Source organism: Streptacidiphilus pinicola, assembly GCF_003258295.1.
In the GTDB taxonomy this organism is placed as follows: domain Bacteria; phylum Actinomycetota; class Actinomycetes; order Streptomycetales; family Streptomycetaceae; genus Streptacidiphilus; species Streptacidiphilus pinicola.
Window position 1 is genome coordinate 1 of the sequence record NZ_QKYN01000163.1, and the last position, 21,015, is coordinate 21,015.

Here is a 21,015-nt window from a genome sequence, read left to right on the forward strand (position 1 = left end):
GAGAATGATCGCCGTCGACGGATCGACCCGCGCGACCTCCCCGACCACGGCGTTGACCTCCGAAGGCCCCGCCGTACTCGACCGGCACCACCAGCCCCAGCAACCCGGAACCCCGCACCGCCCGCAGAGCCTCCTCGTCGGGCCGCCCACTCCGCGCGGTACGCACGGAAGCCTCCCGCAGCACGTCGAGCAGGCCGGAATCGAGCACCGGCTCCGTCTCTGCTCGGGTCACTTCTAGCAATCCAGCCACTCGAGGACCTCTTCTTCTCGTCGTGTCTCCGGACGGAGATGGGCGGGAATGGGGTGGCGCCACGTTCATGCTTCGGACCTCGACGCTGCCCGACCCCGGTCGGGGCCCACCTGAGCCGGGATGGAGGCACCACACGAGGGCGCCTGAGAGGGCCGGCCCGACTCAGCGAACCAACCTGCCCGGATACCTGCGCTGCTCGCCGGTGGGCCGCTGGACGACGAGTGCATCCGACTCGCTCCAGAAGCGGCAGCCGGCAGGGACGAACACAGGGCGCTCCAGCACGAACCACCCGACACGACTGACGAGGAGGAGTCGCGGCGCGACCGGACGTGAACCCTCGATTTCCACGGCCTCATTCTGGCGGAGGGCTCAAACCCACGGGTCACAGCGACGAAGCGTGACGACGAGTCAGGGGGACGGATGCTTGAGAACTTCGGCCCGGGCAAGGAACGGAGCTCATCGGAGCAGGCCAGATCCGGTGGTCGAACCGGCTGTCTGGGCGTGGTGGCTCTGCTGGCTTCGATCCCTTCGGGACCTCCGACCCCCCGGTCGGGTCGGACAGCGGCACCTGGCGGCTGGGCGGCACCTACAACCTGAGCCTCCGAACAACGACGAAGGGCCAGTCCGAGAGGCACACCGCCTCCGAACTGGCCCTTCTGACGTTCTCGCGATTACTCGCGGATGGAGCCCCCTGTCGGGTTCGAACCGACGACCCCCGCTTTACAAGAGCGGTGCTCTGGCCAGCTGAGCTAAGGAGGCGCGGTTGGCAGTGTACCGGGCGGGTGGAGTGGGTGGCGGATGGTTTTTGCTCGGCCGAGGGCTGACAAGCACACCATCGGACAGGTAACGTCACCCGGAGTTCACCCCTTGCGTGGACTAGACCTCATCACGATCGTGCCGCTCCGGCGGGTGAGCGCGATCGCACGTGGGGACGACAAGTTCATATCGGACACCCCCTTTACAACGGATCGTCCGGCACGTTCCTGCCGGTGAAGAGGAGAGAAGCACCATGCCTACGGTGACTTTCGACAAGGCCACGCGTCTGTACCCCGGCGGCGAGAAGCCCGCGGTCGACGCGCTGGAGCTGGAGATCGCGGACGGTGAGTTCCTCGTCCTGGTCGGTCCCTCCGGCTGTGGCAAGTCCACCAGCCTGCGGATGCTGGCGGGCCTGGAGGACGTGAACGCCGGCGCCATCCGGATCGGTGACCGCGACGTCACGCACCTCCCGCCCAAGGACCGGAACATCGCCATGGTGTTCCAGAACTACGCGCTGTACCCGCACATGACCGTCGCCGACAACATGGGCTTCGCCCTGAAGATCGCGGGCGTGAACAAGGCCGAGATCCGCCAGAAGGTGGAGGAGGCCGCGAAGATCCTCGACCTCACCGAGTACCTCGACCGCAAGCCGAAGGCTCTCTCCGGCGGTCAGCGTCAGCGTGTCGCGATGGGTCGCGCGATCGTGCGTGAGCCGCAGGTGTTCCTCATGGACGAGCCGCTGTCCAACCTGGACGCCAAGCTGCGTGTGCAGACGCGTACCCAGATCGCCTCGCTGCAGCGCCGCCTCGGCATCACCACCGTCTACGTGACCCACGACCAGGTCGAGGCCATGACCATGGGCGACCGCGTGGCCGTCCTCAAGGACGGTCTGCTGCAGCAGGTCGACAGCCCGCGCAACATGTACGACAAGCCCGCCAACCTCTTCGTGGCCGGCTTCATCGGCTCCCCCGCGATGAACCTCATCGAGGTGCCGCTGGTCGACGGCGGCGTGCAGTTCGGCGGCACCGTGGTGCCGGTCTCCCGGGACGCGGTCGCCGAGGCGTCCGCCAACGGCGACACCACGCTGACCGTGGGCGTGCGCCCCGAGCACCTGGACCTGGCGGGTGCGGCCGACGGCGACGCCGGCCTGGCCGTGACCGTGAACGTCGTCGAGGAGCTCGGCGCCGACGGTTACGTCTACGGCACCGCGAAGGTCGGCGGCGCGGACAAGGACCTGGTGGTCCGCGTCGGCGGCCGCTCCGTCCCGGCCCGCGGGGACGTGCTGCACGTCGTGCCGCGCCAGGGCGAGCTGCACCTGTTCTCGACCAAGACCGGCGCCCGCCTGACCGACTGAGTCAACCCGCGCCGACCCTCGAAAGAGGGAGAGGAAGCCGCCCGGTTCATCCGGGCGGCTTCCGGCTTTTCGGGAGAATTCCGACACCAGACTCACTCGTTGGAGTGACGCAATGTCGCCAAATCATCACGCCTCGCTAGCATCGCCGCTGTGAAGCAGCTAGTTCGCCGCATCGGCCGATCTCTCGCCTTCGTGCTGCCGCTCGTCCTTGTGACGACCGGCACCCTCGCCGTCGCCAAGGTGTCCTGGGCGCCTCCGGCCACCGCCGACGTCCAGTCGCTGGCGGCCGCCTCCGACGCCCAGCCCCCGGCGCAGCCCGCCGCCAACGCCCCCCAGGACGTTCTCAAGGGCCGTCTGCTGCGGGAGTTGGCGGCCAAGAGCCCCGCCGTCGCGCTCAACGACCTGGAACGCACCATGGACCGGGAGCCGTCGCTGCGCCAGTTCTGCTCCTCGCTGGCCCGCGAGCTCGGCCAGGCCGCCGTCCGGAAGTACCACGGTGACGTGCACAAGGCCATGTCCTACGCCCGACCGGTCTGCGATGCGTCTTTTGCGGCGGGTACCCTCACCCCGGCGAATTGATGCACTGGTTCAGGTGACCATCAGGTGACGTCTGGCCTCGCTCTCAATTTTGCCCACTAGGGTGAGGCCATGACCGCTGAGCACCTCATCCCCTCGGCCGGGGGGTCGCCGATGGCCAAGCCGACGGTGACGCAGGCCGTGATCCTGGCCGGTGGCCAGGGATCCCGTCTCCGCCCGTACACCGACGACCGCCCGAAGCCGATGATCGAGATCCCCGGCACGGGCGTTCCGATCATCGGTCACCAGCTGCAGTGGCTGGCCGAGGAGGGCGTCACCGACGTCGTCATCTCCTGCGGTTACCTCGCGGACGTCCTGCAGGACTGGCTGAAGACCGCCGACCTGCCGGTGAACGTCACCACGGTCGTCGAGACCGAGCCGCTGGGACGCGGCGGTGGCCTGAAGTTCGCCGCCGCCTCGCTGCCGCGCCACAACGAGGCCTGGTACGCCACCAACGGCGACATCTGGACCCGTTTCCCGCTGCACGACATGGCGGACTTCCACACCGCCCGCGACGCCCACGCGACGCTCGCTCTGGCCCGTCCGCGCCTGCCCTGGGGCACGGTGGACGTCGACCAGTTCGGCAACATCCTCGACTTCATCGAGTCCCCGCCGTCGCCGTACCTCATCAACGCGGGCGTCTACGTCTTCTCCTCCGACTTCGCCGCCATGCTGCCGGACCTGGGCGACCACGAGCGCTCCACGTTCCCGCGTCTGGCCCGCGAGCACCGCCTCTCCGGCTACGAGCTGCCGCAGGGCGTCTACTGGCGCGCCATCGACACCGCCAAGGACCTCAGCGAGGCCGCCAAGGAGCTCGCCTCCGCCCGCGCCGCCGCCGAGGCCGACTCCGACGCCTGATCCTGACGGATCGAAACGTAGCAAGAGGGTAAGAAGCGAAGAAGCGGGTGCCCCCGGCCATTCCCGGCCGGGGGCACCCGCTTCGTTACGTCAGGGGCGGCTCAGGGACGGCTCAGCCGCCGCCCAGGAGGCCGCCGATCACGCCGTTGCCGCCCGTCGAGGACGGCTTGGGCGCAGGGTTGTGGCTACGGGTCGGCGTCGTACCGCCACCCGTGCCGCCGGCGGCCGTGGCGCCGCTGTGGCCGGTTGTCCCGCCGTGGCGGTGCTTCGACCCGGACGGGGAGGGCGAGGCCTTCCCCGAGGCCGGCGCGGACGCGCCCGGCCGCGCCGGTCCGGTCGCCACCGGCACGGGCACCGCCCCCGAGGGCCAGGAGCCGTCCGGCAGCGCCTGGGACGGCGCGGTGGAGGGCGCCTGGCTCGGCGCCTCCTGCGTCGTCGTGGTGGTCTGCGCGGCGTGCGAGGCACGCACCGCCGCACCCAGCGCCGAGCCGAGCAGCAGCGTCGCGCCCACCACGACCGTGGTCAGCACCACGCCGCGGCGCATCACCCGGCGCCGCAGCTGCGCCACCCGCGCCTGCTCGCCGAGCCGGCGCCAGGCCTCCAGGTGCAGCCACCCGTCCAGCGAGAACATCGGCGCACCGGCCAGCAGCAGCGGACTCCATGCCGCCAGATAGATGATCTCCGGCGTGTCGTAGACCGGGACCGTCCGCCAACTCACCGTCACCAGCAGGGCGAACGCCAGCATCATCGCCACGGCCGCGGTGAACCGCTGCCACAGGCCCAGCACGGCCAGCACCCCGACGTTGATCTGGACGAAGGCCACCGCCAGCCCCGCGCCCACCGGGTGGGCCAGCGCCAGCGCCAGCAGCGGCTGGGCGACGCTCCACGGGTGCAGCGCCTCCATCCAGTGCATCATCGAGCCGCGCGCGCCACCGTTGAAGTAGACCGGGTCGCACAGCTTGCTGAAGCCCGCGTAGATGGAGAACAGGCCGAGGAAGACGCGCAGCGGCAGCAGCACCAGGCCCAGGTCGACGCGCTTGTTCGACTGCCAGGTCTCGTGCTGCGACGCCCCGGCCCCCTCGCCCGCGTCCGGCAGCGGGGGGCGCCGGGCGGCCGGCTCGAAGATCCGGACGTCGTCGAACTCGTGGTCGTACGCCTCGAGTTCGGCCAGGCTCAGCGGCTGCGTCGCCTCCAGCTCCTCGGCGCGCCGGGCCGCGGTCTGCGGCGGTACACCGAGCATGCCGGGCTGGACGCCCGGGGTCACGCCGGGCACCACGAGGTCCAACTGCCCCGTCCAGGTGATCGGCGTGACGCGTCCGCGCCGTCGCGGCATCACGCCGACGGCTCCGACGGCGCCCGCGCCGACGAGCATGGACTCACGTCTGCCCATGCCGACGCCGAGCGGTGCCCCATCGATCAACGAGCCCGAGGGCGGGGTGAACCGGACCCGGAAGCTCGCGGTGGTGGTGTTCAACCGCGAGGGGTCGGACGGCACCTTGACCATGTTGAGCGTCGGCTCGCCGCCGTCTATCCCACCGGCGTTCGCCGCCGCGGGACGAGGACGGGTACGTGTTCTGGTGTCCACATCCCACTAACCGCCCAAAGGGCCGGAAGGACACTCCCGGTTGACAGCTGACCGGCTTAGCCGTATGACGAACCGCCCGGTTGCAGCCCGCCAGGGGCGCGATGAACTGCGGAAGCGCAGCCAACCGGTCGCGCCCCGCGCGGCAGCGCCGCACATCAGCACAGCCTCGCGCCCCTGGAGTGGGCGCTGCCTACTTCTTCGCGCGCTGGCGGGCGGCCTCGTAGAGGACGATGCCGGCGGCCACGCCGGCGTTGAGGGACTCCGCCTGGCCCGGCATCGGGATGCGGGCCGTCAGGTCGCAGGTCTCGGCCACGAGTCGGGACATGCCCTTGCCCTCGGAGCCCATGACGACCACGACCGGGCCGGTCAGCGCGTCCAGGTCGACGATCTCGTGCTCGCCGTCCGCGGCCAGGCCGACGACGAAGAGGCCGGCCTTCTTGTACGACTCCAGCGCCCGCGTCAGGTTGCTGGCGCGCGCGACCGGAACGCGGGCCGCCGCGCCGGAGGAGGTCTTCCAGGCGCCGGCCGTCATGCCGGCCGAGCGGCGCTCGGGGACCACGACGCCGTGGCCGTCGAACGCGGCGACGGAGCGGACCACCGCGCCGAGGTTGCGCGAGTCGGTGATCCCGTCGAGGGCGACGATCAGCGGAGCGTCCTTGTTGACGTCCGCCGCGGCGATCAGGTCGTCCGGGTGGGCGTACTCGTACGGCGGGACCTGGAGGATCAGGCCCTGGTGGTTGTGGCCCTCGGCGAGGTTGTCCAGCTGCGGACGCGGAGCCTCCATCAGCGGGACGCCGCGCTCGGTGGCCAGCGCGAGCGCGTCGCGGACGCGGTCGTCGTTGTCGATGAACTGCTGGACGTAGAGCGCGGACGCGGGGACGTCGCCCTGCAGCGCCTCCAGCACGGAGTTGCGGCCGTAGACCAGCTCCGCGCCGGACTTGCCGGTGCGGCCCTGGACGCCGCCGCGGCGCATGCCTCCGCGCGCCTTGGCGTCGGCGGCACGCTTGGCCGCGGCGTTCGCGGCGCGCTGCTTCGGGTGGCCCTTGCGCGCCTCGCCGGGCGGGGTCGGGCCCTTGCCTTCGAGCGCCCGACGGCTGTGGCCGCCCGTGCCGACCGACGCGCCCTTCTTCGATCCGGGGTTGCGGCGGTTCCTGCGCTGGCTGTTGCCGGCCATGGGTGCTGTCCTGCTTCCTGTTCCTACGGGGTACTACGAAAGGTCACTTGTTGAGGGTCCAGCGCGAGCCGTCCGCGCGGTCCTCGATGTTCAGTCCGGCTTGGACCAGGCGGTCCCGGATCGCGTCGGAGGTCGCCCAGTCCTTGCGCTCGCGGGCGGCCTGGCGCTGCTCCAGGACGAGCCGGACCAGCGAGTCGACCACGCCGTGCAGGTCCTCGCCGGAGCCCGGGCCGGCCCAGAACGGGTCGAGCGGGTCCATGCCCAGTACACCGAGCATCGCACGGACCTCGGAGGCGCGCGCGACCGCGCTCTCCTTGTCGTCCGCGGCCAGCGCGGCGTTGCCCTGCCGGACGGCGGTGTGCACGATCGCCATCGCGCCGGGCACGCCGAAGTCCTCGTCCATCGCCTCGGCGAAGGCCGGCGGCACGTCGGCGGCGGGCTCGACGTGGCCGTGCAGTTCGACCACGCGCTGCAGGAAGGACTCGATGCGGTTGAAGCCGGTCTCGGCCTCGCGCAGCGCCTCCTCGCTGTACTCGATGGTGGAGCGGTAGTGCGGCGTGCCGAGGTAGTAGCGCAGCACGACGGGCCGCCACTTCACGACCATCTCGGAGACCAGCACCGAGTTGCCGAGCGACTTGCTCATCTTCTCGCCGCTGAGGGTCACCCAGGCGTTGTGCAGCCAGTAGCGGGCGAAGTCGTCGCCGAAGGCCTTGGACTGGGCGATCTCGTTCTCGTGGTGCGGGAAGATCAGATCCCGGCCGCCGCCGTGGATGTCGAAGGCCTTGCCCAGGTACTTGTGCGCCATGGCGGAGCACTCGAGGTGCCAGCCGGGTCGGCCCGGCCCCCACGGGGTGGGCCAGCTGGGCTCGCCGGGCTTGACGGCCTTCCACATGGCGAAGTCGCGCGGGTCGCGCTTGCCGCTCTCGCCCTCGCCCTCGGGCTGGCGCAGGTTCTCCAACTCCTGGTGCGAGAGCGCCAGGTACTCGGGGAACGAGGTGACGGAGAAGTAGACGTTGCCCTCGGACGTGGCGTAGGCGTGGCCGCGCTCGATGAGCGCCTGCATCATCTCGACCATCTCGGTCACGTGCCCGGTCGCCCGCGGTTCCGCCGTGGGCGGGAGGCAGCCGAGCGCGTCGTAACCCTCGTTGAAGGCGCGCTCGTTGGCGTAGCCGATCTGCCACCAGGGCAGGCCCGACTCGCGCGACTTGCTGATGATCTTGTCATCGATGTCGGTGACGTTCCGGACGAAGGTGACGTCGTAGCCGCGGTGGGCGAACCACCGGCGCATGATGTCGAAGTTCAGGCCGGAGCGGATGTGCCCGATGTGCGGCGCGGCCTGGACGGTCGCTCCGCACAGGTAGATCGACACGCAGCCCGGCGTGTTCGGGACGAAGTCGAGGACCTGGCCGGAGGCGGTGTCGTGCAGGCGAATGCTCACCACACCAGGGTAGTGGGCGGCGGGCACTGCCCTACTCCCTTCGGGGGACGGGTCACACAGGCTTATTCAACTCGTCGCAGTGAGCGGTGCGGCGGCGTCGGCGCGACGCGGGTGCGTCGGTGCGGCGCCCCCTGCCGGGTGCTCGGCGGCGCCCTCAGTAGACCAGCGCGGTCGCGACGGCCGTGAGGCCCTCCTCGCGACCGGGGAAGCCGAGACCGTCCGTGGTCGCACCGGAGACGGAGACGGGCGCGCCGACCGTGGCCGACAGAAGTTCCTGCGCCTCCTCCCGGCGCTTGCCGATCTTCGGGAACGGGCCGACGACCTGGACCGCGACGTTGCCGATCTCGAAGCCGGCCGCCCGCACGATGCGCGCGGCCTCGGCCAGCAGCTTCACGCCCGGCGCGCCGGCCCACTCGGGGCGGCCGGTGCCGAAGTGGGCGCCGAGGTCGCCGAGGCCGGCGGCCGAGAAGAGCGCGTTGCAGGCGGCGTGGGCGACGACGTCGGCGTCGGAGTGGCCCTCGAGCCCGACCTCGTACCCCTCCCACCGCAGCCCGGCCACCCAGAGCTCGCGGCCGGGGGCGAAGGCGTGGGTGTCGGTGCCGATGCCGGTGCGCGGCAGCCGGTAGGGAGGTGTGGCGGACGTCTCAGCGCCGGCGGCGGGCGGCTCAGTACTCAACGCGGGACCTCCGACGGGCCAGGACGGCCTCGGCGAGGACGAGGTCCAGCGGGCGGGTCACCTTGAACGCCTCCTCGTGGCCGGGCACGACCACGACGCGACCGCCGAAGCGCTCGACCAGCCCGGCGTCGTCGGTGGCGTCGATGCCCTCCTGCACCGCCTTGGCGTGCACGCGGTCGAGCACGTCGCGGCGGAAGCCCTGCGGTGTCTGCACGGCGCGCAGGGTGGAGCGGTCGGGTGTGGCGACGACCGGCTCGGGCAGCCCGGCGGTCGGGGCCGGGGTGACCTGCTTGACGGTGTCCGCGAGCGGGACGGCCGGCACGACCGCCTCGGCGCCGTCGGCGACGGCGCGGGCGACGGCGTCGACCACGTCGACGGGGACGAGCGGGCGGGCGGCGTCGTGGACGAGCACGACGTCGACCCCGGGCGGGAGCGCGGCGAGGCCGGCCCGGACGGACTCCTGGCGGGTGTCGCCGCCGGGGACCACGACGAGAACGGCGCTCTCGCGTTCACCGATCGCGTCGGCGAGCAGTGCTCGCACTTCCGCGACGCCGTCCTTGGGCGCGACCACCACGACAGTCTCGACGGCGCGCGAACGCGCCAGCACCCGGACCGCGTGGACGAGGATGGGCACCCCGCCGAGTTCGCGCAGCGCCTTCGGGGCACCGGGCCCCAGTCGCTCGCCCCGGCCCGCTGCGGGCACCACTGCTGCGGCGTTCAGGTTTGGTCCCTTCGGGGATGTGGGTACGGTCAAGGCGTGCCGGGCTCAGCGCCCTTCCGTGAAGCGCACCTTGACGCTTGCGTCCGGCATGGAAGACCCGGCCGCGCGGCACAGCACAGCTTGCACAGCACGGCTTCATGGTTCCACGCACGCCTCGGCGTTCGCGGTTCCACGTACGCCTCAGCGCCCGGCGATGCGACCGCCAGGCGCTGGGACGAACGACAGGAACCACGTAGGGCATGCGTCTGTGCGCGGGCAGGGCGCACAACCGCCTGCCTGTTACGAGGCGAGGACCTCGTCGAGCAGCGTCTCCGCCTTGTCCTCGTTGGTGTTCTCCGCGAGCGCGAGCTCGCTCACCAGGATCTGGCGTGCCTTGGCGAGCATCCGCTTCTCACCCGCGGACAGCCCGCGCTCACGCTCGCGACGCCAAAGGTCGCGCACAACCTCGGCGACCTTGATAACGTCACCCGAGGCGAGCTTCTCCAGGTTCGCCTTGTAGCGGCGGGACCAGTTGGTCGGTTCTTCGGTGTACGGTGCTCGCAACACCTCGAAGACCCGGTCCAGACCGTCCTGGCCGACCACGTCGCGCACGCCGACGAACTCTGCGTTCTCTGCGGGCACGCGCAGCGTCAGGTCGCCCTGCTGCACCTTGAGCACCAGATAGGTCTTGTCCACACCCTTGATCTGGCGAATTTCGATGGCCTCGATCAGCGCGGCCCCGTGATGGGGGTAGACCACGGTGTCGCCAACCTTGAACGTCATGTGACAGGTACCCCTTCCGTGGCTTTCCAGAGTAACACGCTTCAGGCCGTATCAGAAGGGCGTTTCCGCAGGTCAGAGCTGGTCCGCAGGCTTGACAACGGGCCCGCTTCCATGCTGCGACCCCTGTTCGAGAAGCCCTTCTCGCAGGTGGGAGCGGTTGTCCACGAACCTGCGCGCACACCGTCACCATGCAATGATCTTGCGCTCGGGGCGTTATTCAACCGTGATCTGATCTTCGTCCGGGTGGGTCTGCCGAGCGGCGATCGCGCGACACGGGCGACCCCGTGTGGAGCGGATAAAGGCCCTCGGTAATCTGAACGCGGACCAGAACCTCAAAACGTTCAAGGAGAACTCTCCGCCGTGAGCCGCAGTCTTCGTCGCGGCGCGGTCGCCGCCGTCATCGCCGTCGCGATCGCCCCCGTCCTCGCCGCCTGCTCTGCGGGGTCCAGCGCGGCGACCCTCCAGGTCAAGCCCAACGCCGCCGCGACCTCCGTCAACGGTGGCCAGCTCAAGCTGAACGGCGTGGCCATCGTCGCCGACGCCAACGGCAACGCGCCGGCCAGCGTCATCGCGAGCATCGCCAACAACGAGCAGCAGCCCGAGAACCTCGTCTCGGTCACCGTCGGCACCACCGCCGCCACCCTGACCGGCCCGACGGCCATCGCCACCGGCGCCGCGCTGAGCCTGGGCAACCCTGGCGCCAACGCCACCACCGCGATCGTGCCGACGCTGGACCAGCCGGCCGGCGCCAACGAGCCGGTCACCTTCGTCTTCGCCAACGGCGGCTCGGTGACGCTGATCGCGCAGATCCAGGCCGGCACCGGCGAGTACGCCCCGTACGCGCCGGCCGCCCCGACCCCGACCGAGGTGCCCAGCGTCCTGCCGACCGGCAGTGCGCTCCCGACCGCCTCGGGCTCGGCCACCGCGCACGCCCCGAAGAAGCCGGGCGAGACCCACAAGGCCTCCCCGACGGCCGCCCCGGCCCTTCTCGTTCTCGTTCGGGTGAAAGTTCCGGCGGGATCAGGGCTCGAACTTGTAGCCCAGACCGCGCACGGTCACCAGGTAGCGCGGCGCGCCCGGGTCCGGCTCGATCTTCGCGCGCAGGCGCTTGACGTGGACGTCGAGCGTCTTGGTGTCGCCGACGTAGTCGGCGCCCCAGACCCGGTCGATCAGCTGCATGCGGGTGAGCACGCGGCCCGCGTTGCGCAGCAGCATCTCCAGCAGGTCGAACTCCTTGAGCGGCAGGTCGACCTTGGCGCCGTCGACGGTGACCACGTGGCGGTCGACGTCCATGCGGACCGGGCCGGCCTCCAGCGCGCCGGGGCCGCCGGTGGTCTCCTCGGTCTCGCCGCGGCGGCGCAGCACCGCGCGGATGCGGGCGACGAGCTCGCGGGTGGAGTAGGGCTTGGTGACGTAGTCGTCCGCCCCTATCTCCAGGCCGACGACCTTGTCGATCTCGCTGTCCTTGGCCGTGACCATGATCACTGGCACGGAGGACTTGGCCCGCAGCTGTCGGCAGACCTCGGTGCCGGGAAGTCCGGGCAGCATCAGGTCGAGCAGCACCAGGTCGGCGCCGTTGCGCTCGAATTGATCAAGTGCGTCGGGGCCGGTGGCGGCGATGGCCACCTCGAAGCCCTCCTTACGCAGCATGTAGGACAGGGCGTCGCTGAACGACTCCTCGTCCTCGACGACAAGCACACGGGTCACGGCATGGCCTCCGGGGCGGCAGGGGTGTTGGTGGGAGCAGTGGGGGGATGGGGGTCGGCGGTCAGCTCGGCGGGGACGACGAGCTGCTGGTCCGCGCCTGCCTCGGTGTCGGCGTCGTCCTCGCCCTCGAGGGGCTCGTTGGCGTCGACGCTTCCGGCGAGCAGGGCGCTCACGTCGTTCTTTCCCGCGGGCAGGCGCAGGGTGAACGTCGAGCCCTGGCCCTCGACGCTCCACACCGCCACGCTGCCGCCGTGGGACGCGGCGACATGCTTGACGATGGAGAGCCCGAGGCCCGTGCCGCCGGTGGCGCGGGACCGGGCCGGATCGACCCGGTAGAAGCGCTCGAAGATCCGGTCGCGGTCCTTCTCGGAGATACCTACCCCCTGGTCGGTGACGGATATCTCGACCAGGTCCTGCTTGCCGCCGGGCACCCGGCGGGCGGCGATGGCCACCCGGGTGCGGGCGGGGCTGTAGTTCACGGCGTTCTCGACGAGGTTGCCGAGGGCCGCGGCGAGCTGGCCGCGGTTGCCGTAGAGGTGGAGTCCGGCGATGCCGCCGGCCGCCATGGTGATCTGCTTGGCGGCGGCCTGGTGCCGGCAGCGGTCCATCGCCTCGGCGACCAGCTCGTCGACCGGCACCCGCTCGGCGTCGACCAGACGGATGTCGTCCTGGACCCGGGAGAGCTCGATGATCTCCTGGACCAGGTTGGTCAGGCGGGCGGACTCGATCAGCATCCGGCCCGCGAAGCGGCGGACCGCCTCCGGGTCGTCGCTGGCGTCCTGGACCGCCTCGGACAGCAGCGACAGCGCGCCGACCGGGGTCTTCAGCTCGTGCGAGACGTTCGCGACGAAGTCGCGGCGGACCGCCTCGATCCGGCGGGCCTCGGTGAGGTCCTCGACCAGCACCAGCACCAGCCTGGAGCCGAGCGGCGCGACACGCACGGAGACCGCGAGCAGCTCACCGCCGCCGGAGGCGCGTCGGGGGATGTCCAGGTCGGCCTGGCGTATCTCCCCGTCTCTGCGGGTGAGACGGGCCATCGCCAGGATCGCGTCGACGGCGATCGCCCCGCCGCGCACCAGCCCGAGGGCGTAGGCGGCGGAGCTCGCCTTGATCACCTGATCGCTCTCGTCCAGCACGACGGCGCAGGAGCGCAGCACCGAGAGCACGGTGTCCACACCGGGCGGCAGAGCCGGCTCCTCCTGCTGGGCGCTGCGCTTCGAGGGCATGTTCTCCTTCTCGCTCCAGCGGAAGGCGAGCGCGGCGGTAAGGCCGACCCCGAGCCCGACGAGCGCGCTCAAAGAGGCGGCGGCCACGTTCACATCCATGCCAATCAGCGTAAGCGCACGTCGGTGACCAGCCGTAACCCCCGGAGAATGCGCTCAGCCGCCGGTCGCCGAGAATTCACCTTCACGTCTCCACTGGTTCACTCCTGCTGAGCGCCCGGGTCGTCCGGGGAGCGCACAGTGGAACACGAACACCCGTCCAGGAGGGATGAGAAGCAGCATGCGCGACGCCTACCACGAGGAACTCGACTCGATCAGCGACGGCCTGGTGGAGCTGGCCCGCCTGGCCGGCTCCGCGATGGGCCGGGCGACCACGGCGCTGCTGGACGCCGACCTGGAGCTGGCGGAGAGCGTCATCGCCGCCGACGAGAAGCTGGACACGCTCCACCACGACCTGGAGAACCGCGCCATCGCGCTGCTGGCCCGGCAGCAGCCGGTCGCGACCGACCTGCGCATCGTGGTCACCTCGCTGCGGATGAGCGCGGACCTGGAGCGCAGCGGCGACCTGGCCCGCCACGTGGCCAAGCTGGCCCGGCTGCGCTACCCCGAGTCGGCCGTCCCGGCCGACCTGCACCCGATCATCCTGGAGATGGGCCAGCTGGCCCAGCGCCTGATCGCCAAGGCCGGCCAGGTCATCGCGACCAAGGATGTCGACGCGGCGCTCGAGCTGGAGCGCGACGACGACCGCATGGACGAGCTGCACAAGCAGCTCTTCGCGCACCTGCTGGACGACCGCTGGCACCACGGCGTGGAGACCGCCGTCGACGTCACCCTCTGCGGCCGCTACTACGAGCGCTTCGCCGACCACGCGGTCTCGGTCGCCAAGCGCGTCGTCTTCCTGGTCACCGGCGAGCACGCGGACGACTTCGTCCCCGAGCCCGGCGACGAGGCCAACGGCTCCTGACTCTCCTGGCGGCTCCGGCCGTCAATCGCCTCCCGGCGGGGGCGCGCGAACGGGCGTACGGGTGATTCCGTACGCCCGTTGACGCTCTGTGCAGGGGCGCATTCACTGGGAGGCAGGTCAGGCCCACCGTCCAGGCGGGCCGAGAAGGCACGAGGAGGACCTGTCTCGATGGCCCACACTCAGACTCCCCCGTCCCAGAACCCCCCACCGCCGTCGGCCGAACCCGTCCGTCTCCCACTCCTCGGAGCCTGCGGCTGCGGCTCCGGCTGCGGCTGCGGCTGCCAGTCCGGAGGCACCTGCCAGTGCGGAGGCGGCTGCTGCTCGCACTGACCCCGCCTCACCCACCGGCGTCATCCCGTCCCTGACGCCCGCTACCCTGACGGCCCGTCGGGCCCTCGTCGCCGCCCGCACATCGCGTGCACCGGGCGCGGAGAGTAACGCGAAGGGCCCCTCACCCGCGAATGTCTCCGCAGGTGAGGGGCCCTTTTGTTCGTGAAGGCTCCTGCTTGGCCTACTTCTTGCCCTGGTTCTTGACGGCCTCGATGGCCGCCGCCGCGGCGGTGGGGTCGAGGTAGCGGCCGCCCTTGGTGAGGGGGTTGAAGTCGGCGTCGAGCTCGTAGAGGAGCGGGATGCCGGTGGGGATGTTGAGGCCGGCGATGTCCGCGTCGGAGATGCCGTCGAGGTGCTTGACCAGGGCGCGCAGCGAGTTGCCGTGGGCGGTGACCAGGACCGTGCGGCCGGCCGCCAGGTCCGGGACGATCGAGTCGTACCAGTACGGCAGCATGCGGTGGACGACGTCCTTGAGGCACTCGGTCCGCGGGCGGATGTCCGAGGGGAGGTCCGCGTAGCGGACGTCGTGGACCTGGGAGTACTCGGAGTCGTCGGAGAGCGGCGGCGGCGGGGTGTCGTACGAGCGGCGCCACAGCATGAACTGCTCCTCGCCGAACTCGGCGAGGGTCTGCGCCTTGTCCTTGCCCTGGAGCGCGCCGTAGTGGCGCTCGTTCAGCCGCCAGCTGCGGTGTACCGGCACCCAGTGACGGTCCGCGCGGTCCAGCGCGATCTGCGCGGTGCGGATCGCGCGGCGCAGCAGGGAGGTGTGCAGCACATCGGGCAGCAGGCCCTCGGCGGCGAGCAGCTCGCCGCCGCGTACGGCCTCCTTCTCGCCCTTCTCGTTCAGGTCGACGTCGACCCAGCCGGTGAAGAGGTTCTTCTCGTTCCACTGGCTCTCGCCGTGACGGAGCAGCACAAGACGGTAGGGAGCATCAGCCATGGCGACGAGCCTAGTCCAGGTCGTAAACCGCTGGCGCCGCCGTCTCACGGGCGAGTAATGTCCCACCTGCTCGTCTGACACTTACCTGCCGAGGTCGGAGCGCATATGTCCACGCCTGTCCCCACCCGCCTCCCCCGTCTGAGCGCCGCTGTCCGCGAATCCGTCGGCGGCCTGCCCCGCACCTTCTGGTGGCTGTGGACCAGCACGCTGGTCAACCGTCTGGGCAGCTTCGTCGTCACCTTCCTCACGCTCTACCTGACCACCCAGCGCGGCTTCTCCCCGGCGGTGGCCGGTCTGGTCGTCTCGGCGTTCGGGCTCGGCGGCGTCTTCGGCGCGATCGGCGGCGGCGTGCTCGCGGACCGGATCGGGCGCCGGCCCACGCTGCTCGCGGCGCAGGCACTGGCCGCGCTGACCACGGTCCTGCTCGGCTACACCACCCAGCCGGCGCTGATCGCGCTGGTCGCCGGCCTGCTCGGGCTGACCAGCAACGCCGCCCGTCCCGCGATCTCCGCGATCATGGCCGACCTGGTGCCCGCCCGGGACCGCGTGCGGGCCTTCTCGCTCAACTACTGGGCGATCAACATCGGTTTCGCCGTCTCCGCCTCGGTGGCGGGTGTGCTCTCCGCCCACGGCTACCTGCTGCTCTTCTACGGCGACGCGATCAGCACGCTGCTCTGCGCGTTCGTCGTCTTCCTCCGCATCCCGGAGACCCGCCCGGAGCGGCAGCCCGCCGTGACCGAGGAGCAGGCCGCGGCGGAGGAGCCGGTCGGCCTCGGCACGGTCTTCCGTGACGGCCCGTTCATCTCGCTGGTCGGGCTCACCTTCCTGATCGCGATGACGATCGGCCTGGGCCAGGTCGCCGTCCCCGTGGTGATGGGCCGCCAGGGCTACTCCGCGACCGACTACGGGCTCGTCGTCGCGCTCAACGGCCTGCTGATCGTGCTGGCCCAGATCCCCGCCACCCGGCTGGTCCGCCGGCGCGGACGCACCGCCGTCCAGGTCGTCTCCTCGCTGCTCTTCGGCTTCGGCATGGCGCTGTGCGCGTTCACGCCGGGCACCGGCGCCGGCGCCGGCGGCATGGGCGTCTACATGCTCAGCGTCGTGGTGTGGACGGTCGGCGAGATCATCTGGACGCCCGTCAACCAGGCGCTGGTGGCGGAGCTCTCGCCGGTCCACGGGCGCGGCCGCTACCAGGGTGCCTACTCGCTCGCCTGGCAGGTGTCCTCGTTCCTGGCGCCGCTGGTCGCGGGCGTCATGCTCACCTCCTGGGGAGCGGGCTCGGTGTGGCTGACCTGTGCGCTGGTCGGTGTGGTCGCGGCTCTGGGCTACGTCCGGCTGACCCGGGGCAGCTCCGGCCGCCACCTGGAGGCCGCTCGCCTCGCCGCCGCGGCGGAACCGGCTTCGGCGTCGGCCACGACGCGTGTCCGGGACGGCGGGAATTCGGATGCCGCTGTCAGCGCCTGCTCCTAGAGTGCGAAGCATGGGACAGAGCACCAGCGCAAGCACCGGGATCGAGATCCGTGTCATCGGCGACGAGGACCTGAGCTCCTGGGGGCAGGCCCTCAACGCCGGGTTCATGCGGCCGATGTCCGACGGCTGGATCGACTACCTCCGGGGGCGGTTCGAGCTCGGCCGCGCCATCGGCGCGTTCGACGGCGGGCGGTGCGTCGGCACCTTCCGCAGCTTCGCCAAGGAGCTGACCCTGCCCGGCGGCGCGACGGCGGTCGCCGACGCGGTCACCAACGTGACCGTCTCCGCCACGCACCGCCGCCGTGGCCTGCTCACCCGGATGATGCGTCAGGACCTCGACGCCGCCGTCGCCCGCGGCGAGGCCTTCGCGATGCTGATCGCCGCCGAGTTCGGCATCTACGGCCGGTACGGCTTCGGCCCGGCCAGCGCGCAGCAGGGCCAGCTGATCGACAAGCAGCGGGCGGGCGGCATCCGCGTCCCGGCCGCCTCCGACGAGGGCGGCGTCGAGCTGATCACCCTGGACGAGTACCGCAAGATCGCCCCCGAGCTGCACGAGCGTTTCCGCCGCACCCGCCCCGGCGCGGTCTCCCGCGAGGAGTTCGAGTGGCGGACGAAGACCGGCGAGGTCACCCGCCCCGGCGAGACCTTCAAGGAGCCGCTGGTCGCCCTCTACCGGGACGCCGCGGGCGTCCCGGCGGGCCTGCTCGCCTACGAGGTCACCGACGAGTGGCGCAACTGGCTGCCGCACGACGTCACGCTCAAGGTCGTCGACTACTTCGCCGTCGACTGGCCGGCGGAGGCCGCGCTCTGGCGCTACGCGCTGCAGGTCGACTGGGTGCAGCGGGTCGAGGTCTGGGACATCGCCCCGGACTCCCCGCTCCCGCTGGCGCTGCACGACCAGCGCGCGTGCATCGACAACAACGACAGCACCGGGGACTTCCTCTGGGTCCGCATCCTCGACGTCGCGCAGGCCTTCTCCGCCCGCACCTACGCCGAGCCCGGCCGCGTGGTCTTCGAGGTCGCCGACGGCATGGGCTACACCCCCGGACGCTTCGTCCTGGAGGCGGCCCCGGACGGCAGCGGCCGCTGCGTCCCCGCCGGGCCGGAGCAGACGGAGGTCGACTTCGCCCTGGACGTCAGCCAGTTGGCGGCGGTCTACTTCGGCCACCACCCGCTGGCCGTGCTGGAGCAGGCCGGCCTGCTGGAGGAGCGCCGTCAGGGCGGGCTCCGCTCGGCGCAGCGCGTGCTCCGCACGGACCGTGCGCCGTGGTGCGCCGACGTGTTCTGACGCTCAATCAGCCACTCGGGTGCGCAGCCGCTTGAGGGTCGTGACGTCGGCGGCGTGGCCGAAGCCCGGGGCGGCGCTGCGGTCCGGGGTCTCCAGGATCAGCGGGACACCGGCCGTCGCCGGGTGGCGGAAGAGTTCGGCGAAGGCGTCCGCACCGATGTGGCCGTCGCCGATGTTGGCGTGACGGTCCTTGCGGGCCCCGACGACGTCCTTGCTGTCGTTGGCGTGGATCAGCCCGAGCCGTCCCGGGCCGAAGGACGACTCCAGCAGGTCCAGCGCGGCGAAGACCCCGCCGGGTGCGGCGAGGTCGTGGCCGGCGGCGAAGACGTGGCAGGTGTCGAGGCAGACGCCGAGCCGCGGGTGCAGGTCCAGCGCCGCCGCGTACTCGGCGAGGTCCTCGATCCGCGAGCAGAGCGACTGTCCCTGACCGGCCGTCGGTTCCAGCAGCAGCGGCGGCAGATCGTCCGCCTCGGCCTGGTCCAGCAACGGCAGTACGTCGGAACGCAGTTGGGCCATCGCCTCGGCGCGCCGACCGGCGCCGACGGCCGAGCCGGTGTGCACCACGACTCCGCGCGCCCCGATCGCGCGCCCGCGCACCAGTGAGTGGCGCAGCGACTCGGCGGAGCGCTCACGGGTGGCGGCCGTGTCCGAGCCGAAGTTGATCAGATACGGCGCGTGGACGTAGGCGGGCAGCTCCCGCCGCTCGCACTCCGCCCGGAACGCGAGGTCCTGCGCGGGATCCCCGGCCGGCGTGGCCCAGCCGCGCGGGTTCGCGACGAAGACCTGCACCGCCTCCGCGCCGATGTTCTCCGCGTACGCGAGCCCGGTCCCCACGAGCCCGCGGCCCGCTACGGGCACATGGGCGCCGATCGGATTGCGACTCCGGCGCTGCCGCTCTCCGAGCGGGCGATCACGGAGCGGTTGCTCACGGAGCGGCTGATCACGGAGCGGCTGATCACGGAGCGGCTGGTCGGGCTGGTCGTTCACCCGTGCAGCATGCCACGGCGCGGCGAAGCCCCGGCCAGGGGGAGGCCGGGGCGGCTCTCGCTGCGGTGGAGCGCCGGTCAGCTCGCCGCGGGCAGTTCCTCCGGGGCGACGAGGCGGACGAGGTCGTCGACCCGACGAGCCGTCCGGCGGCGGCCACTGGATCACCGCCGCGGCGGCGGCGACCAGCAGGGCATCAGAACGTGATGACGCCGCGTGGGCCGAGCAGTCGGCCGCACCAGAGGATGGTGGTCACTCCGACCATCACGACGGCCAGCGCCGCGGAGTACTGCCGGACGTTCGGGCGGGTCGAAGTGCAGCCGGCGACGGCGAGGAGGGGCGGGGCCGCGAAGACCATCGGGCCCCAGCCGAGCGTCAGTCCGCCGAGTGCGAAGAGCGGCAACGCCCCCGCCAGGCTCGTGCAGGTGACCCGGAGCCGCTCGGTCGTGCGCGGCCAGAAGGGGATCAACGGCACCACGAGGCCCGGCCAGGCCATCCACACGGAGGTGATCAGCGTGTTTCCTTCGTGCGGGTTGATGGTCCACCACACCGCCGAGAGCACCGAGTTGACCAATACGCCCGCAAGCAGCGCGCGCAGGACCCAGTCCACCGGCCGCGCGGACGCGGCCTCGTGGGGCGTCGGCGGTCGGGCCACCCCACCGGCCAGGAAGAGAAATCCGCCCGCCGGCAACAGGAAGAACCAGCAGTCGAACATTCCCAGGACCGACAGCGGGAACAGCAGTCCGCCGATGACGAAGCAGGCGGCGCGGAAGGACCGCCAGCTGGCGGAGAAGGCGAACGCGGCCAGCACCAGCGGCACGCCCATCCACAGGCTGTCCTGCACAGGCAGGGTCGCCATCCAGGCGGAGACCCCCGCGGCCTCGACCCCCGCCAGCAGCACGCAGCACAGCGCCTGCTTGGTCGGCGGCGCCGATCCGTCCAGAGCGACCGTCGTCGTCATCCCCCGTCTCCTTCCACTCCCACGCGGGGCGGAGGGTGAAGGGGAAGGCCCGGATCAGCCTCCGTTGCGCCGTCGCCCGCGCTTGGTGCCCTCGGAGTCGGCCGGTTCAGCCGGCTTCGCTGCGGTTGTCCGGCCGATGGTCGGCAGGACGAATTCCTTGATCATGTCCACCGCGTCGCGGACCAGCGGGCGGAAGACCCGGTAGCGCGAGAGGGTCACGATCTTGGCGACGAACGGCGCACAGCGCTGGACGAAGGCGCGGGTGCGCTCGGTGTCGTCGGTGCGGTCGAAGACCCAGTACAGGACCACGACCATGAGGTGCAGCCAGAGCAGGTCGGGCAGCAGCTCGTCCAGCTCCGGGTCGATCTTCGGCGCGAGGTCCGAGCCGTCCAGCACCTCGCGGAAGAGCTGGACGGCCGTCTCGCGGGCCGGGTGGGACTCGTTCGAGAAGGGGCTCAGCGCGCTGTTCGGGTCGGCCGCCGTCCGGAAGAACTGCGCGGCGAACTCGTGGTACGGCGCCGCGCAGTCGACCCAGGACTCCAGCGCGAGGGCCAGCCGCTCGGAGAAGTCGGTCCGGCCGTCCATCCGCCGCCGCGCGTCGACCAGGTGCTCGTGCGTCATCCGGTCGTAGAACCCCTGGATCAGGAATTCCTTGCCCTCGTAGTAGTAGTACGCATTCCCGACCGAGACGCCCGCCTCCGCGGCGATCGCACGCATCGTCGTCTTCTCGTAGCCCCGCTCCTTGAAGAGCCGCATCGCGGTCTCCAGGATCAGCGCACGCGTGCGCTCGCTCTTCGCCGTCTTGCCGCCCTCAGCGGTCTCGGCGGACGTCGCGGGCTGGGCAGGCAGATCGTCGGTCACGGATCGAGGCTATCCGGACGGCGGCCGGCGGCACGCGGCGCCGCAGGACAGCACGTCGTCCACCTCACCGTCCACGCCACCGTCGGCCCCGCCGCCGGCCGCGGCCCGGCCGGCGGCTGCCGCGGCCGCCCCCCGCG

General features: G+C 71.5%; 20 protein-coding genes and 1 tRNA gene. 7 read left to right on the plus strand and 14 right to left on the minus strand.

Going from position 1 to position 21,015, the window contains the following annotated elements:
• The coding region (locus DN069_RS41100) for a hypothetical protein (protein WP_207892359.1) at positions 1 to 238 on the plus strand (238 nt) is incomplete at its 5' end.
• Positions 239 to 932: 694 nt separating this feature from the next.
• Here the strand turns inward: DN069_RS41100 and DN069_RS33215 are convergent.
• A tRNA-Thr gene (locus DN069_RS33215) sits at positions 933 to 1,009 on the minus strand.
• Between the two features lie 250 nt (positions 1,010 to 1,259).
• Here DN069_RS33215 and DN069_RS33220 point away from each other — a divergent pair.
• The 3 genes from DN069_RS33220 to DN069_RS33230 all read left to right on the plus strand — a co-directional run bounded on the left by DN069_RS33220 (position 1,260) and on the right by DN069_RS33230 (position 3,794).
• The gene (locus tag DN069_RS33220) at positions 1,260 to 2,360 is read left to right on the plus strand and encodes an ABC transporter ATP-binding protein (protein ID WP_111506964.1); all 1,101 of its coding nucleotides are present in this window, start codon (positions 1,260 to 1,262) and stop codon (positions 2,358 to 2,360) included.
• 150 nt (positions 2,361 to 2,510) lie between these two features.
• Complete coding sequence (locus tag DN069_RS33225) at positions 2,511 to 2,939, plus strand: hypothetical protein (RefSeq protein WP_111506965.1); 429 nt, start codon at positions 2,511 to 2,513, stop codon at positions 2,937 to 2,939.
• A 69-nt stretch (positions 2,940 to 3,008) separates the two neighbouring features.
• On the plus strand, positions 3,009 to 3,794 hold the full coding sequence (locus tag DN069_RS33230) for a nucleotidyltransferase family protein (protein WP_243640081.1): 786 nt from the start codon (positions 3,009 to 3,011) through the stop codon (positions 3,792 to 3,794).
• 112 nt (positions 3,795 to 3,906) lie between these two features.
• On the opposite strand, the gene DN069_RS33235 is transcribed toward DN069_RS33230, so the two are convergent.
• From DN069_RS33235 to DN069_RS33280, 9 genes are all read right to left on the minus strand, one after another.
• Positions 3,907 to 5,379 carry a DoxX family protein gene (locus DN069_RS33235; protein WP_243640082.1) on the minus strand — a complete coding sequence of 491 codons (1,473 nt, stop codon included), beginning with the start codon at positions 5,377 to 5,379 and terminating at the stop codon, positions 3,907 to 3,909.
• Positions 5,380 to 5,569: 190 nt separating this feature from the next.
• A complete protein-coding gene (gene rlmB / locus DN069_RS33240) occupies positions 5,570 to 6,553 on the minus strand; it encodes a 23S rRNA (guanosine(2251)-2'-O)-methyltransferase RlmB (RefSeq protein WP_111506968.1) in 984 nt (327 codons plus the stop codon).
• A gap of 43 nt (positions 6,554 to 6,596) precedes the next feature.
• Positions 6,597 to 7,991 carry a cysteine--tRNA ligase gene (gene cysS / locus DN069_RS33245; RefSeq protein WP_111506980.1) on the minus strand — a complete coding sequence of 465 codons (1,395 nt, stop codon included), beginning with the start codon at positions 7,989 to 7,991 and terminating at the stop codon, positions 6,597 to 6,599.
• 154 nt (positions 7,992 to 8,145) lie between these two features.
• Positions 8,146 to 8,667 (minus strand): 2-C-methyl-D-erythritol 2,4-cyclodiphosphate synthase, encoded by a 522-nt coding sequence (gene ispF / locus DN069_RS33250; protein ID WP_111506969.1) that lies wholly within the window; start codon positions 8,665 to 8,667, stop codon positions 8,146 to 8,148.
• Positions 8,657 to 9,421 carry a 2-C-methyl-D-erythritol 4-phosphate cytidylyltransferase gene (gene ispD / locus DN069_RS33255; RefSeq protein ID WP_243640084.1) on the minus strand — a complete coding sequence of 255 codons (765 nt, stop codon included), beginning with the start codon at positions 9,419 to 9,421 and terminating at the stop codon, positions 8,657 to 8,659. Before ispD ends, ispF begins: the two co-directional genes overlap by 11 nt.
• 246 nt (positions 9,422 to 9,667) lie before the next feature.
• Positions 9,668 to 10,150 (minus strand): CarD family transcriptional regulator, encoded by a 483-nt coding sequence (locus tag DN069_RS33260; RefSeq protein WP_030255707.1) that lies wholly within the window; start codon positions 10,148 to 10,150, stop codon positions 9,668 to 9,670.
• A 341-nt stretch (positions 10,151 to 10,491) separates the two neighbouring features.
• A complete protein-coding gene (locus DN069_RS33270) occupies positions 10,492 to 11,073 on the minus strand; it encodes a hypothetical protein (protein ID WP_207892360.1) in 582 nt (193 codons plus the stop codon).
• Positions 11,074 to 11,170: 97 nt separating this feature from the next.
• Positions 11,171 to 11,848 (minus strand): two-component system response regulator PhoP, encoded by a 678-nt coding sequence (phoP, locus tag DN069_RS33275; RefSeq protein WP_481557188.1) that lies wholly within the window; start codon positions 11,846 to 11,848, stop codon positions 11,171 to 11,173.
• A gap of 5 nt (positions 11,849 to 11,853) precedes the next feature.
• Positions 11,854 to 13,182 (minus strand): sensor histidine kinase, encoded by a 1,329-nt coding sequence (locus DN069_RS33280; RefSeq protein ID WP_111506973.1) that lies wholly within the window; start codon positions 13,180 to 13,182, stop codon positions 11,854 to 11,856.
• A 178-nt stretch (positions 13,183 to 13,360) separates the two neighbouring features.
• On the opposite strand from DN069_RS33280, the gene phoU reads away from it, so the two are divergent.
• A complete protein-coding gene (phoU, locus tag DN069_RS33285) occupies positions 13,361 to 14,044 on the plus strand; it encodes a phosphate signaling complex protein PhoU (RefSeq protein WP_111506974.1) in 684 nt (227 codons plus the stop codon).
• A 511-nt stretch (positions 14,045 to 14,555) separates the two neighbouring features.
• Here phoU and DN069_RS33290 read toward each other — a convergent pair.
• On the minus strand, positions 14,556 to 15,314 hold the full coding sequence (locus DN069_RS33290; protein WP_111506975.1) for a phosphoglyceromutase: 759 nt from the start codon (positions 15,312 to 15,314) through the stop codon (positions 14,556 to 14,558).
• Positions 15,315 to 15,419: 105 nt separating this feature from the next.
• On the opposite strand from DN069_RS33290, the gene DN069_RS33295 reads away from it, so the two are divergent.
• Together DN069_RS33295 and DN069_RS33300 are read left to right on the plus strand one after the other, a co-directional pair.
• Positions 15,420 to 16,784: an MDR family MFS transporter gene (locus tag DN069_RS33295; RefSeq protein WP_111506976.1), complete on the plus strand. Its 1,365-nt coding sequence runs from the start codon at positions 15,420 to 15,422 to the stop codon at positions 16,782 to 16,784.
• 10 nt (positions 16,785 to 16,794) lie between these two features.
• Positions 16,795 to 18,072, plus strand: a complete 1,278-nt coding sequence (locus DN069_RS33300; RefSeq protein ID WP_165845748.1) for a GNAT family N-acetyltransferase — start codon at positions 16,795 to 16,797, stop codon at positions 18,070 to 18,072.
• 3 nt (positions 18,073 to 18,075) lie between these two features.
• On the opposite strand, the gene DN069_RS33305 is transcribed toward DN069_RS33300, so the two are convergent.
• The 3 genes from DN069_RS33305 to DN069_RS33315 form a co-directional block, all read right to left on the minus strand.
• Positions 18,076 to 18,930 carry a deoxyribonuclease IV gene (locus tag DN069_RS33305; protein WP_243640087.1) on the minus strand — a complete coding sequence of 285 codons (855 nt, stop codon included), beginning with the start codon at positions 18,928 to 18,930 and terminating at the stop codon, positions 18,076 to 18,078.
• A 322-nt stretch (positions 18,931 to 19,252) separates the two neighbouring features.
• A complete protein-coding gene (locus DN069_RS33310) occupies positions 19,253 to 20,017 on the minus strand; it encodes a hypothetical protein (protein ID WP_111506979.1) in 765 nt (254 codons plus the stop codon).
• Positions 20,018 to 20,071: 54 nt separating this feature from the next.
• Positions 20,072 to 20,878, minus strand: coding sequence for a TetR/AcrR family transcriptional regulator (locus tag DN069_RS33315; protein WP_243640089.1), 807 nt, complete (start codon positions 20,876 to 20,878; stop codon positions 20,072 to 20,074).
• Between the last annotated feature and the right edge of the window lie 137 nt (positions 20,879 to 21,015).